This window comes from uncultured Kriegella sp., from assembly GCF_963975415.1.
In the GTDB taxonomy this organism is placed as follows: domain Bacteria; phylum Bacteroidota; class Bacteroidia; order Flavobacteriales; family Flavobacteriaceae; genus Kriegella.
The window spans coordinates 145,536-160,396 of record NZ_CAXBGN010000006.1 but is presented as its reverse complement, the minus strand read 5'-3'; the positions used below and the strand labels follow the sequence as shown (position 1 = coordinate 160,396).

Annotated in this window: 7 protein-coding genes and 1 tRNA gene; 7 read left to right on the top strand and 1 reads right to left on the bottom strand. The window is 40.5% G+C overall.

Translation table 11 applies throughout. The annotated features are described in order from the left end of the window. Positions 1–70: 70 nt before the first annotated feature. From AACZ88_RS14635 to AACZ88_RS14610, 6 genes are all read left to right on the top strand, one after another. Positions 71–3,289: a DUF1553 domain-containing protein gene (locus AACZ88_RS14635; RefSeq protein WP_339711675.1), complete on the top strand. Its 3,219-nt coding sequence runs from the start codon at positions 71–73 to the stop codon at positions 3,287–3,289. A 73-nt stretch (positions 3,290–3,362) separates the two neighbouring features. Next, positions 3,363–6,572 (top strand): DUF1553 domain-containing protein, encoded by a 3,210-nt coding sequence (locus tag AACZ88_RS14630; protein WP_339711673.1) that lies wholly within the window; start codon positions 3,363–3,365, stop codon positions 6,570–6,572. 102 nt (positions 6,573–6,674) lie between these two features. Continuing rightward, entirely contained in the window at positions 6,675–8,138 is a 1,464-nt protein-coding gene (locus AACZ88_RS14625) for a DUF1501 domain-containing protein (RefSeq protein ID WP_339711672.1), read from the top strand. Between the two features lie 242 nt (positions 8,139–8,380). After that, positions 8,381–9,751: a c-type cytochrome domain-containing protein gene (locus AACZ88_RS14620; protein WP_339711670.1), complete on the top strand. Its 1,371-nt coding sequence runs from the start codon at positions 8,381–8,383 to the stop codon at positions 9,749–9,751. Positions 9,752–10,120: 369 nt separating this feature from the next. Next, positions 10,121–11,104: a carbohydrate kinase family protein gene (locus tag AACZ88_RS14615; RefSeq protein ID WP_339711668.1), complete on the top strand. Its 984-nt coding sequence runs from the start codon at positions 10,121–10,123 to the stop codon at positions 11,102–11,104. A 124-nt stretch (positions 11,105–11,228) separates the two neighbouring features. Beyond that, a tRNA-Val gene (locus AACZ88_RS14610) sits at positions 11,229–11,303 on the top strand. Positions 11,304–11,481: 178 nt separating this feature from the next. Here the strand turns inward: AACZ88_RS14610 and AACZ88_RS14605 are convergent. Then, positions 11,482–11,859 (bottom strand): PH domain-containing protein, encoded by a 378-nt coding sequence (locus tag AACZ88_RS14605; RefSeq protein WP_339711667.1) that lies wholly within the window; start codon positions 11,857–11,859, stop codon positions 11,482–11,484. 421 nt (positions 11,860–12,280) lie between these two features. Between AACZ88_RS14605 and AACZ88_RS14600 the strand changes: the two genes are divergently transcribed. Then, positions 12,281–14,530 carry a hypothetical protein gene (locus AACZ88_RS14600; protein WP_339711665.1) on the top strand — a complete coding sequence of 750 codons (2,250 nt, stop codon included), beginning with the start codon at positions 12,281–12,283 and terminating at the stop codon, positions 14,528–14,530. Positions 14,531–14,861: the final 331 nt, after the last annotated feature.

The following is a 14,861-nucleotide window of genomic DNA, read 5'->3' as shown; positions in this document are numbered from 1 at the left end:
ATATACATTTCCTTAAAAATATAACATTTAAATAAAATATGTATTTTAGGTGACCTATATAAACACCTAAATGCCCAGTCTTCGAATTTTATTGATTTTTTTGGTTTTTTCGGCCACTTCATGTTCGCTAAGTCTTCCGAAAGATGTGGAAGTGGCATACGACGCACTCCCCGAAACCATCGACTTTAACTTTCATGTGAAACCTATTCTTTCCGATCGTTGTTTTGCTTGTCATGGTCCGGATAAAAACAGCAGAAAAGCCGAATTACGATTAGACCTCGAAGAAGAAGCGTTTGCCATACTTAGTAATGGCAACCACGCCTTTGTTTCAGGAAATCTTGCCAAAAGTGAGAGCATCACAAGAATACTTAGTGATGATCCAGCGGTAATCATGCCTCCGCCTGAGTCAAATCTTTTGCTGACTCCGAAGGAAAAAGCCACAATTATCAAGTGGGTTGAACAAGGCGCTCAATGGAAAGCGCATTGGGCTTTTGTCAAACCCGAAAAACCAGACATCCCAAGACCATCGGACAGCACGTGGAAAAGCATTAACGAGATTGACCTTTTTGTTCAGCATATCTTAAAACAGCAGGGTTTCAAACCGTCTCCCGAAGCCGATAAAGAAAGATTGTTACGTCGGGTTACCATGGACCTCACTGGACTACCGCCAACCATTTCTGAACTCGATGCTTTTTTAAAAGATGAAAGTCGGGATGCTTATGAAAATGTGGTAGACAAGTTATTAAAAACCGATGCCAACGCTGAACGCCTTGCCCTAGACTGGATGGACCTTTCGCGTTATGCCGATTCCCACGGAAAACATGCCGATGGGGCTAGAATGATGTGGCCTTGGCGTGATTGGGCAATCAGTGCTTTTAAGCGCAATATGCCTTATGATCAATTCATCACGTGGCAATTGGCCGGAGACCTTTTACCAGAAGCTACAAAAGAACAAAAATTGGCCACTGCCTTTAACCGCAACCATCCCAGTACGAGCGAAGGAGGTGCCATTGATGAAGAAAACCGATTAAATTCTGTTTGGGATAGGGCAGAAACCGTAGGCACCGCTTTTATGGGGCTTACGGTCGCATGTGCTCGATGTCATGATCATAAATTCGACCCTATTTCCCAAAAAGATTACTTTCAAATGACTGCTTTCTTTGATAATATAAAGGAATTGGGCGTTACTGGCAACGATGTCAATTCAGGACCAATGTTAGCCTTAACCGATGAAGCGACAGATCAGGTATTAGACAGTTTAAAAAGCGAAATTCATCTTAAAGAGCGACAGTTACAGCTTACCAAAAAAGAACTCGCCAACTTGAAAACTTATATAAAAGAACTGCCCAATGACTATTACAAAACAGGACTCATAAGCCACTACCCGTTCGACAATGTTTCAAAAAAAACCAATACCGATAAGCGGTATGTCATAGACGGAAATAAAAAAGTGACTTCAAAAGCTGCCCCTAGCATAGTTCCCGGAAAAAAGGGAAATGCATTGGAATTCACTGGGGAGTACGACGAAATATATATCGACAACACCCCAAATTTTGAATGGACGGATAAATTTTCTGCTACACTATGGCTAAATACCAAGAAAAGGAAAGCCGGAAAAACCCAAACATTGCTGGGTACAGTGGGCGGAAAAAACAGCCTTTGGCGGGGCTGGGATTTTTATCTCGACAGCCTAAACCATTTAAATGCGCGACTGGTCAGCTCCCTCCCGCACAACTACATACATGTAATAGCAGAAGATTCGATCAATCTGAACACGTGGCGACATGTTGCATTTACTTACGATGGTTCGGGAAAGGCAAAAGGACTAAAACTTTTTATTGACGGTAAAGAACAACCCACAAAAATCCCTTATAACCGACTGTATAAAAGCATAAAATCAATCAAAGACAAAGAACATACTTTATACACAAGATCTATAAAAGTAGCTAGAAACTATAGTTTTTCTACTGGGGAAAACGGAATTTTTCAAGGAAAGATAGATGATATCCGAATTTACTCAAGAAATCTGGCGCCATTAGAAATACAGGGTATTGCAGAAGCCGAGGATGCGTCGCCCGTTACTAAAATCAAAAAACCTGATCGGGAATTTTGGATAAATCAATCCGAAAAAGTCAAAAACATTGAAAAAGAGCTCAAAGATCTGCGAAATGCATGGTTGTCGCAGATGATGCCGGTTATGGAAATCATGGTTATGGAAGAAATGCCCGAAAAAAGAACCACATTCGCCTATGATCGTGGAGAATACGAGCAACCGATTTACGAGGTAAAACCCAACACACCGGAAGCATTGCCAAGTTTTCCCGACGAATATCCCAAGAATAGATTGGGGTTGGCACAATGGTTATGCTCTCCCGACAACCCGCTTACCGCCCGAGTCACCGTAAATCGGTATTGGCAAATGCTATTTGGCAGGGGATTGGTCAGCACCCCCGAGGACTTTGGCGTACAAGGAGCTTTGCCCAGTCACCCGCAACTATTAGATTGGCTGGCCTTGTCTTTTATGGAGAATGATTGGAACGTAAAAGCCCTGCTAAAAACTATGGTGTTATCGAACACCTACCGACAATCATCACAAATCGACCAAAAAACCTATGAAAATGACCCTATAAACCGTTATTTGGCCAGAAGTAATACATACCGTCTGCCGGCAGAGATGATTCGTGACAATGCGCTTGCCGCTAGCGGGCTTCTTGTTCGTGATGTAGGCGGAAAAAGTGTGCGACCGTATCAACCAGGAAATCTTTGGATCGAAAAAAGTAATTTCTCACATCAATTATTACGGTATATCGAATCTGAGGGCGACAGCCTTTATCGCAGGGGACTGTACACATTCATCCGCCGAACTTCACCACACCCTGCCATGTCGGCTTTCGATGCCCCTTCTAGAGAGGTATGTACAGTAAAACGTGAAAATACGAACACCCCTTTGCAGGCCTTAGTACTCATGAACGATACGCAATTCGTCGAAGCTTCGAAAATATTGGCGCAACGCATGCAACAGGAAGGAGGGGATTCTTTAGAGAGTCAAATCGGCTACGGATTCCGGCTAGCCCTAAGCCGATTTCCCAAAAAAGAAGAACTTTCAATTTTAACGAACCTTTATAAAACCCAAGCCAATCGTTTTAAAGTGAATCCCGATGAAATCGAAAAACTTTTGACCGTTGGTAAAAAGTCTATGAACCCATCCCTATTAAATAATAAAACTGCCGCTTTGACGATGGTAGCCAACACCATTTTGAACCATGATGAAACCTATATGAAACGATAATGGCACACCATAACCATTGTAAAATTTATAAATTAAAAAATGTAATTTTAAGGGCTTGGACCCGATGTATAAAATGAAATTAAAAAAAATCGCCATATTATGTCTGATCTGGTTAACGCTATCATGTTCTTTTGACCTACCAAAAGAAGTTGAAGTAGCCTATAATGCCCTTCCCGAAACCATCGATTTTAATTTTCATGTAAAGCCGATTCTTTCCGATCGCTGTTATGCCTGTCACGGTCCTGACGAAAACACCCGAAAAGCGGAGCTCCGATTAGACCTTGAACATGAGGCATTCGCAAAACTAAGTAATGGAAACCATGCCTTCGTTTCGGGGCGTCCCGAAAAAAGCGAAAGTATTATCAGAGTGCTGAGCGACGACCCTGAAGTAATGATGCCTCCACCGGAATCTAATCTTTCCCTCACTGCAAAAGAAAAGGCGACCATCATCAAATGGATCGAACAAGGAGCAAAATGGAAAGATCACTGGGCTTTCACTGTGCCCGAGAAACCAGAGGTTCCAAAAAAGGCAAACAACTCATGGCAAGGGAACAATGCAATTGATTTCTTTATACAAAGTATACTGAAACAACAGGGTTTTGAGCCATCCGTCGAAACCAATAAAGAACGGTTATTGCGTAGGGTGACCATTGACCTTACAGGTTTACCCCCTACAATCGGGCAAATAGATGCTTTTTTAAAAGATGAACGCCCCAATGCCTACGAAAAAGTAGTTGACGAACTGCTTGCGACCGATGCGAATGCCGAAAGATTGGCCCTTGATTGGATGGACCTCTCACGATATGCCGACTCGCACGGCCTACATGCCGATGGTTGGCGCTTGATGTGGCCATGGCGCGATTGGGTTATCAATGCTTTCAAAGACAATATGCCATATGATCAATTTGTGACTTGGCAATTGGCAGGAGACCTTTTCCCCGACCCGACCAAAGAACAAAAATTGGCCACGGCATTTAATAGAAACCACCCCATGACCGCAGAAGGTGGTGCCATAGAAGAAGAATTTCGACTCAACTATGTTTGGGACCGGGCCGAAACCGTTGGCACCGCTTTAATGGGACTCACAGTAGCTTGTGCCAGATGCCACGATCATAAATTCGACCCTATTTCGCAGAAGGATTATTTTCAAATGACCGCATTTTTCAACAATGTAAAAGAATTGGGAATGACAGGTGATGATGGAAATTATGGACCATTACTTGCGCTTCCCAATGCCCAAACCGAACGTAAGTTGGAAACCGTTCAAGACGCCATTCATAAAAAAGAAAAACAACTACAACTGACCAAAAAAGAGCTGCTCGATTTAGATAGTTATATCAATCAACTACCTCAAAATTTCAAGGAAAAAGGACTTTTAGGTTACTATCCATTAGACAAGATAAGCAAAAAAGGAGGTTCTTATTTAGCCGATGGCAATCCGAATGCTACTTCCGGCAAAGCTCCCAAAATAGTTAAAGGTAAAAAGGGGAATGCTTTTGTATTCACGGGGGAATACGATGATGTTTCTCTCAAAAATATTCCCAATTTTGAATATACAGATTCTTTTTCCGCTGCTCTTTGGATGAATACTAAGAAACGTGAAAAAGGCAGAACCCAACAATTGCTAGGTACATCAGGATTGAAGAACAATTTTTGGAGCGGTTGGGATTTTTATCTTGATAGCTTAAATTATTTAAATGCCCGTTTGATTCACTCCCTGCCCCACAACTACATTCAAGTACGATCTAAAGATTCGATTAAAACCAACGCTTGGCGACATGTAGCCTTTTCGTATGACGGATCCGGTAAGGCTAAAGGGTTACAACTTTTTATCGATGGACAAGAGATAGAGACTACCGTACCCTACGATCATTTATATAAATCGATAAAAACACTGCAATCCGCAGTTCATAAAATAGAAACCAGACCTGTAAAAGTTGCTAAAAGTTATCGGGCTTTTACAGGGGAAGACGGTATATTTAAAGGTGCGCTTGATGACATTCGAATGTACTCCAGAGCCCTCACTCCAATAGAAATTACCCGCATCGCACAAAACGATGAAGATGTTTCGAATACTTCAAAAAAGGAACTCCTGGCCGAATATTGGATCGAACAATCGCCTCAGGTAACCGAGATTGAAAAAGATTTGCAAAACCTCAGAAAGGAATGGCTGCAACTTATGATGCCTGTGATGGAGATAATGGTAATGGAAGAAATGCCCGAAAAAAGACAAGCCTATGCCTATGACCGTGGTGATTATGAGCAACCTATCTACAAGGTGGAAGCCAATACACCTCAAGTACTTCCTGCTTTTTCAGAAGACTATCCCAAGAACCGATTGGGACTTGCAAAATGGTTCTTTTCCAAAGAAAATCCCTTAACGGCAAGGGTCACCGTTAACCGCTATTGGCAGATGCTTTTTGGAAAGGGGTTAGTAAATACTCCCCAAGATTTTGGCGTTCAAGGAGCATTACCCACCCATCCGCAGTTGTTGGATTGGTTGGCCATATCGTTCATTGAAAATGATTGGAATGTAAAGCATTTGCTCAAGACAATGGTCATGTCCCACACCTATCGACAATCATCACAGGTTACTGATAAAATGCGTGAAAAAGACCCCACCAATATCTATTTGGCTCGAAGCAACAGTTACCGTTTGCCTGCCGAAATGATTCGAGACAATGCCCTTGCCGCTAGTGGACTACTAGTAAACCATGTTGGGGGCAAAAGCGTAAAACCCTATCAACCAGAAGGCCTATGGATCGAGAAGAACAGTTTTTCCCATATTTTATTAAACTATAAAGAGTCTGAAGGTGATAGCTTATACAGAAGGGGCTTATATACCTTTATACGAAGAACCTCACCCCACCCTGCGATGACAGCCTTTGATGCCCCTTCACGCGAGGTATGTACCGTAAAACGAGAAAATACCAATACGCCCCTTCAAGCCTTGGTACTGATGAACGACACTCAATTTGTTGAAGCATCAAAAATACTGGCAGAACGCATGCAAACAGAAGGGGGCAACACACTGGAAGATCAAATCGCGTATGGATTTCGATTGGCGGTAAGCCGTTTTCCGAAAGAGGAAGAGGCATTGGTGTTAAAGGAATTATATCAGACGCAATCTGACCGTTTCGAGACTAATCCAAAAGAAATCAAGCGGCTACTAACGGTAGGAAAAAAAGAAATAAATCAGGTATTGCAAACGCCAAAAACAGCCGCCTTGACTATGGTCGCCAATACCATTTTAAACCATGACGAAACTTATATGAAGCGATAGATAAAATAAAACTGAGGACCTCGTTCAAATAGCATATACCATTTGAACCTGAAAACTTACCTGTGATGAACTTGAACTGATTTTAAACTTGAACCTTAAACCATGTGTACCCACAACGAAAATAAGAACTATTCACGTCGCGATTTTTTGACCAAGACTTCGTTGGGCATGGGAGCCTTATCAATGGCCTCGATGATCGACCCAATGAGCCTATTCGGCAAAGAGACGCCCTTACTTCACAATCACACCAATAGTGGTGGTATTTTGGGGCAACCTCATTTTCCGCCAAAAGTGAAGCGTGTTATTTATCTCTTTCAGAGTGGAGCGCCCTCTCAGTTAGATCTTTTCGACTACAAACCTTTGTTGAATAAAATGCAGGGGCAAGATTTGCCCAAAAGCGTTCAAGGCGAACAACGGCTCACCGGCATGTCATCAGGTCAGGCCACACTGCCCATTGCAGGTACAATTTTCGATTTCAAACAACATGGCGATAGCGGGGCTTGGATGTCAGACCTTATGCCACACACTTCGAAAATTGTCGATGAACTTTGTTTTGTCAAGTCTATGTATACCGAGGCTATAAACCACGACCCTGCAATTACTTTTCTGCAGACAGGGTCACAACTTCCCGGTAGACCTTCAATTGGCTCGTGGGTAAGCTATGGTTTGGGAACCGATAATAAAAACCTTCCCGAATTCGTAGTTTTGGTTACCAAGGATAAATACGGTCAACCGCTGTATTCTCGATTATGGGGCAATGGGTTTCTCCCCTCTCAACACCAAGGTGTTCAATTTAGAGCAGGAAAAGATCCGGTATTGTATTTGAACAATCCACCAGGAATTGATGAAAAAAGTAGGCGCGAACAATTGGATCATCTTCAAAAACTAGAACAAATAAACCATCAAGATGTTGGCGATCCCGAAATTTTGGCCCGTATGGCCCAGTATGAAATGGCCTTTAGAATGCAGACCTCGGTTCCCGAAATTATGGATACCAAAGACGAACCCGATTACATTTATGACATGTATGGGGAAGACAGTAAAAAGCCAGGTACATTTGCCGCCAATTGTATTTTAGCCAGAAGATTGGCCGAACGTGATGTAAAATTCATCCAATTATATCACCAAGGCTGGGATCAACACGGCAATCTGCCCAATGCCATAAAGGTGCAATGCAAAGATACCGACCAGGCTACCGCAGCATTGATAACCGACTTAAAACAGCGAGGAATGCTTGAGGATACTTTGGTCATTTGGGGTGGAGAGTTTGGTCGCACTAATTATTCACAGGGGAAATTGACTCCTGATAATTTTGGAAGAGATCATCACCCAAAATGTTTTACTATTTTTATGGCTGGTGCCGGAATCAAAAAAGGGTTTACCTTAGGTGCCACTGATGATTTTGGTTACAATGTTGTACAAAGACCGGTGCACGTGCACGATTTTCAAGCCACATTGATGCATTTACTCGGTGTTGATCATGAACGTTTGACCTTTAAATTTCAAGGAAGAAGATATCGGCTTACCGATGTTCACGGTGAGGTTGTTAATGAAATTTTAGCATAAAAAAATGACAAACCACAGGAATGAATATAGCCTTTACAGATTGGAATCGCTTACAGGCTTTTTAGATTTTAGCCTTAGAATAGCAACTATCTTTGCAGGAAGCGATTCCCATACACAACGGAGGAGGATAGGCAAAAATAGATTTCATTTAGGCTTTTACCCAATACAACATATCACCAGAAGGCCATGGTCTTCCAAATTTTTTCTAACAACCTTATAATTTCCACCACAAAACCATTACTATGATCGCATTGGAATTCTCTACTTTTTTGGGTCGTTTCCATCCCCTATTTGTGCATTTACCCATTGGCTTTTTACTTTTGGCCATACTTCTGGAATGGTATCAAGCCATAAAAAAGAAAAAAAGAAAAAGTCGTTTGATTGCTTTTGCATGGCTTTTAGGTGGTGTTAGTGCTTTTGTGGCAGCCCTGTGCGGCTGGTTTTTAGGAGAAAGTGGATCGTACCAAGCCGATAATTTATTTGTGCATCGATGGTTGGGCATCGCTTTGGTCATCGTGTCTTTTATAGGATGGCGGATAAAGTACAAAGCTGAGAATTTCTCGAAGCTCGTACACAATGGAATTAATATCGTTTTGCTATTAATGCTAATGATCGAAGGGCATAAAGGCGGAAATTTGACCCATGGTGAAAATTATTTGGTCGAATATGCGCCAGCACCCATTCAAAATATGCTCGGAGTCGTTCAAAAGGAAGAGAAACTTCCCCAACTGAGCTCTCCCGATTCAGTAGCGGTATACGCCGACATGATCCATCCGATTTTAGAAACAAAATGTATTAGTTGTCATAGTGACGAGGTGCAACGTGGAGGACTCAATCTTGCCACCCCCGAACTCCTTCAGGAAGGAGGAGAAAACGGACCGGTAGTGGAAGCTAGCCAACCGACCGAAAGTGAGTTGTTCAGGCGAGTGACCTTACCACAAAAAAACACAAAGTACATGCCCCCTAAAGGTGAACCCATGACTTATGACGAAATAAAAGTTATGGAATGGTGGATCGCCCAAGGTTCACCTTTTGACAAGAAGTTGAGCGACTTGGAAATACCGAACACGATCAAACCGACAATTTTACGCCTCTATGGACTCGACACCGAACCCAAGCCCTGGTATGAAACGGTTCAATTAGCCCCCTTGGATAGTACGCAAATAGAGAATTTGCGCAAGGTTGGGTTTTCAGTAAGAACATTAGGAGGAAAAAATCCGCTTCTAGATGTTAAATATTCGAAAAACGATTTGACCAAAGAACAACTTTTGGAGTTAGAAAAAGTCAAAGACCATATTACCTGGCTTTCACTTGCCGATAGTAATGTGGAAGATGAATGGCTTTCCATTGTAGGTAATTTTGAAAACCTAACGAGGCTTCAATTAGAAAAAACGGACATCACAGACAAAGGTGTCGCCATGCTTTCAAAGCTTGGTCATATAGAAACATTGAATTTATACGGCACCAAGGTAACCGATTCGTGCTTGGTCGATCTTGAAAAAATGGAAGGTCTTAAACGGGTATACCTATGGCGCACAGGTGTTTCCCCTGAGGATGCCAAAAAATTGCAGGAAGAAAAGTCCGACTTAGAGATAATCGGTGGGAAAGTTTGATTTATTTCTAAAAAGAATACAGCCAACTATTATATCGATATAAGGTTGTTTATCGAGCTTAACTTTTGTTGCAGTTTCGATAGTGGGCAAAAACTATCCATCCCATCGATTATTCCATTTTTGCCGTCTCGCTTATGTACCTAGGTGACAAAACTAGATTATCCATGCCATAAAAAATTCGCCGTAACTTTCACTTAATCCATCCATAAATATTCCAATACAAAATCTGCAACCTTTTGTATTTACAATGTTTTAGGGCAGATCCCAAGTAAACATTTTTACTTATATTTATATACTTGCCCATATTTTTCTGAGCATTCGAAAAAGATTAGGGAAAAGTTTTATTTATTCATAAAAGAATCTTTGCGTATGTCAAAATACAATGTAGCGGTATTAGGTCCCATCCCTAGAGACCATATTACGACCCATCATGGTGAAGTTATTGAAAAATATGGGTGTGCTACCCATACCGCAATTGGTTTGGCCAAGTTGCTAGGTTCGGATGGAACCGTTTTTTTGGTATCACATGTTCGCAAAAAAGACGAAGCCGCCGTAAAACTGCTGTTGTCGGAATATGACAACATCAATGTGGAATATATCACTAGCGATTTAGACCAAGGAGACGTTATTAGCCTCAAATTTATTGACCAAAACAATCGCTTGGAGAAACAAACAGGTTTTATGAATCCGATTATCCCGGCCGACATCAAAGACCTTCTGCATTGTGATGTTTTTGTCTGTGTGCCCATAACTGATTATGAAGTACCTTTAGAAACTTTAAAATATATCAAAGAGAATAGTGAAGGCACTATCATCTTCGATGGTCACGGTCCCACGAACACAGTAACTATGACAGGGGACCGATTGATAAAGTTTTGGATCGACCGCGACCAATGGCTACCCCATATCGATGTATTAAAAATGAACCTTGAAGAATCTAAGTGCTGCTGGTTCGATAAGGAATATTTGCCAGAAAAACTGGTGCATGTTAATGACGAAAGTACAGAGCACCTGCCAGCTTTGGCAGCCCATGCCCTTAAAACGGGAGTAAAATCACTAATTGTCACCTTAGATGCCAATGGCGGGGCAGTATTTTTTAAAAAAGGTGAAAATGTACATCATGAAATAGTCAAATCAATTCGTGTCGCCAATGTTGTCGACACCACTGGGTGTGGTGATTCTTTTGCGGGAGGGCTCGGATATGGTCTCTTGGTAAACAAAACCGATTATATCAAGGCAACTAAATATGCAAATGCTCTCGGCGCACAACGAACTCAAGGACGTGATTTTGAAGTTTTTAAATCAAAGGCGGAAACAGACCAGATGATACTTGATAACTACGGAAGCATTTGATGCACTGTTTAAAATAACCTGCTCATCATTACTTCAAATTTTGAGGTTATTAAAATAAACTTTTATTTTTCCGATTTTTCTTTTGGGCATCTAAAAATCTATATTATATTTGCACACCTTTTTAGGGCTCTTAGCTCAGTTGGTTCAGAGCACCTGCCTTACAAGCAGGGGGTCACTGGTTCGAATCCAGTAGGGCCCACGGTAATAAAGACAAGGCTTCCGAGAAATCGGGAGCCTTTTTTCTTTTTAAGGGCTGAATCTTACATTACGCTTGATTTTAAAGATGTCAATCAACTAAAAATAGACTATTACCGATCTATATTCCTTTGGTAAGCAAATTTGAATTCATGCTTTATCTAAGCTTTCCAAGTAATATCTTACATTACCTTATTTGCCAAATATTTCTGAACTTCATATACATCGATGCTTTTATTGAATTTCTTACTAACACTAGGAGTATCCTCACTGGAAATCCAAATCTTGAGCTCTGCGTCCAAATCGAATGTCCCGGACGTTTCTAGCGAGAAGCGAGAAATGTTCTTATAGGGCAAAGATTTATATTCAATTTTGCTTCCCGTTATGCCTTGAATATCCACTAAAATCAACCTTTTATTAGTGAACATAAATACATCTCTAAACAATGTAAATCCGAGTTCGATTTGCTCATCATTGATTAGTAACCTGGCGTATTTTTGATTGAGTTTTTCAGATGAAACCTCACTCGCGTTCCCTAATATTTTATTTAATAGTCCCATTATAATTGTGCTTTTCAAATTGTTAAATAGAATCTTCAAGAAGGTACTAAAATTTATAAAACACAATAAACTCTTCACAAAATATACTTGCTTTAAACCATTTTTCAAGCCCCCAGTGCTTCTCTGAGAGAAATCAAAAGTTCAATTAAGGTGAAAATAGCAACGCATTAAACGATACGGCAAATTAAAATTATTGTAGCAATGCCGCTGTGGCTTGAAAAGTGTTAAAATACAGGACCAGTTGAATATACTTCTAAAAAACAACCAGTTTCTTCTAGAACTTTGCCTCCATAAGAACATAACATATCCATAGTCACCGAATAGACCTGTTCAATCTGCTATAAAAAATAGATTATTCTTATATTACCGCTATAATGGATAGTAGGTGTAAGCTTTGCCCCTATTTCGTCAAAAGGTATAAATGAGCAAACTGAATATTGTAATTATCTTAGTGACATTGACATTAATTTGTTCTTGTAAAACTGTTGTAGAAAGAACTCCACTAAAGGTACTTATTGGCAAACATAGAGCTGTATTCACAGCACCCCCGACCAAAATTCCTGTATCCCATTCTATAGATGCACCAATGTTAGGGAACGGCTATACAGGCGTAGCCATCTCTGGTAACCCTGAAAAACAGGTTTACTATTTGGCACGGAATGATTTCTGGCGACTTAAATCATCATTAAACGAGTCGTTTCCCGCGGTACTTGGAAAAATTGAAATCGATATTCCCGCATTAAAGGGTGCCTCTTATAGAATCGAGCAGGACCTGTATTCTGCAGAAACATATGCCGATTTTTCTAAAAACAAACAGCACGTTCAGTTTAAGACTTTTGTTTCCGCCGTTGAAGATTTAATGCTGGTGGAAATTCAAATGACGGGGGATGGAACGATGGAAGGTACAGTAAACCTTGAATTACCCGGGAAAGAGGAATTTGTTGACAGACCACCTTTTGATTTGATATTTGAAGATAACACTGAAAAGAGTAAAACAGATAACGGTGTGCATTATATTTCACGAGCATTTGTGAATGATGTAGATATTCCAACCAAAGCGGTGTGCGCATTAAACATTTTGGGAAATGATTCAAATAAATTTACGCTCTCAAAAAATGAGAAAATAATAATCGCAGTTGCCTTTTCAAGTAATTTTAAAAGCAAGAATTGTCTACAGGATGTTAAAACTCGGGTTACTGATTTAGGTGAAAGTGAAATTAAAAATATCGAGGTCGGCCATAAATCGTGGTGGAAAGATTTTTGGTCAAAATCTTATGTTGACATCAACGACTCAATCATTGAAAAGCAGTATTACCTGTCAAATTATAGCATGGCAAGTTTTAGTCGCGATAAAGATTTCCCCCCATCCATTTTCGGCACATGTATTACCAAAGAGCGCCCAGATTGGAATGGTGATTATCACTTGAATTATAATCATTTCGCCCCATATTATGGCTTATTTTCATCAAATCATATTGAACAGGCCATTCCATCGAATCACACTATGTTGGCACAAATAGACCGCGGGAACTACTATTCAAAAAAGGTTTGCGGAATCGAAGGCGGAATCATTTTACCTGTAGGTGCTGGGCCATTGGGTATTGAAACCACCCGCAGAAACGAAATGATGGAGAAATTTCGCAGCAACTGGATAACTAACGGGGATGTTCAAGACGAAGGTCTGTTTTATGGCCAGAAAAGTAATTCAGCTTATGCTGTTACCAACATGGCTATGCTCTTTTATTCTACCTATGATATTGAAGTTTCCACATCATATTATCCATTCGTGAAAGGGGTGGCTACCTTTTGGGAAAACTACCTGTCTTTTGAAGATGGTCGTTATGTCATTTATAACGATGCCATTCATGAAGGCACAATAGGTACCGTGAATCCGATTCTCTCCTTAGGTCTTGTTCGCTTAGTGATGCAAACCTCCATTGACATGAGCAAAGAATTGAATGTAGATTCAGACCGCATACAAAAGTGGCAGCATATTATAGATAATTTGTCTAATTACACCTTTCAAGAGCGTGAAGGTAAAAAAGTATTCCGCTATAGCGAGAAAGGTACCGATTGGTGGGGAGACAATACACTCGGTATTCAACATATTTATCCGGGTGGCCAAATTGGTTTGGACAGTGACCCAGAATTACTTCAGGTAGCCCATAATACAATTGATGTGATGCAACGCTGGATCGATTTTAATGGGTCAAATAGTTTTTTCCCCGCGGCAGTACGAATTGGTTATAACCCCGATACTATATTGACACAACTGAATAAATATTCCAAAAACACCTACGCTAATGGTTTTCAGTTAAATAATCCACATGGAATAGAGAACCTCAGCACGGTACCTAATACCATTAACGAAATGTTATGTATGGGGCACGGCGGTGTATTACGTGTTTTTCCTGTCTGGCCAAAAAGTAAAGATGCCCGTTTTCATAAACTCAGAATTGTTGGCGCATTTCTTGTATCCAGTGAATTAAAAAACGGAAAAGTGCAATCGATTGAGGTTTTCAGTGAAAAAGGAAAGACACTCAACCTCCTAAATCCTTGGGAAGGAAAAGCCGTAACGGTCATCAGAAACAATGGAAAAAAGGAAATATTTCAGGGAGAGAGATTAAAAATTGAAACTTCGGATGGTGAGAAAATATTGATTAAACCTTAATGCTATAGGAAATATTATTGTTGACCCCGGATAGATTCCAGAAAAAAGAGCATTCATAAGCAGCATGACGGCCGTTTGCCTATTCACAAATCTCCCGTTTCTATTCAACACATTGATATTGAATGAAATTTAAACAAATCGTACTGTAAAAGAACGAAAGAATCTCGAATTACAACCTAAGGTTGTTCAAAGAAGATATATGCCCATTTTTTATTTTTTACGATGCCCAATAAACAATGCTGAATCATCAGAAAAGTACAATGTATATTAGGCCTGTCCGATTCGCAATTTCCAATTAAGCAGTAATATAAAGACTACCCAAATCTCCAAA

What these genes read in the sequence shown, in the direction of transcription:
- AACZ88_RS14600 (WP_339711665.1), top strand. Translation starts at nt 12,281, where the DNA reads ATGAGCAAACTGAATATTGTAATTATCTTAGTGACATTGACATTAATT.
- AACZ88_RS14630 (WP_339711673.1), top strand. Translation starts at nt 3,363, where the DNA reads ATGAAATTAAAAAAAATCGCCATATTATGTCTGATCTGGTTAACGCTA.
- AACZ88_RS14615 (WP_339711668.1), top strand. Translation starts at nt 10,121, where the DNA reads ATGTCAAAATACAATGTAGCGGTATTAGGTCCCATCCCTAGAGACCAT.
- AACZ88_RS14605 (WP_339711667.1), bottom strand. Translation starts at nt 11,859, where the DNA reads ATGGGACTATTAAATAAAATATTAGGGAACGCGAGTGAGGTTTCATCT.
- AACZ88_RS14620 (WP_339711670.1), top strand. Translation starts at nt 8,381, where the DNA reads ATGATCGCATTGGAATTCTCTACTTTTTTGGGTCGTTTCCATCCCCTA.
- AACZ88_RS14635 (WP_339711675.1), top strand. Translation starts at nt 71, where the DNA reads ATGCCCAGTCTTCGAATTTTATTGATTTTTTTGGTTTTTTCGGCCACT.
- AACZ88_RS14625 (WP_339711672.1), top strand. Translation starts at nt 6,675, where the DNA reads ATGTGTACCCACAACGAAAATAAGAACTATTCACGTCGCGATTTTTTG.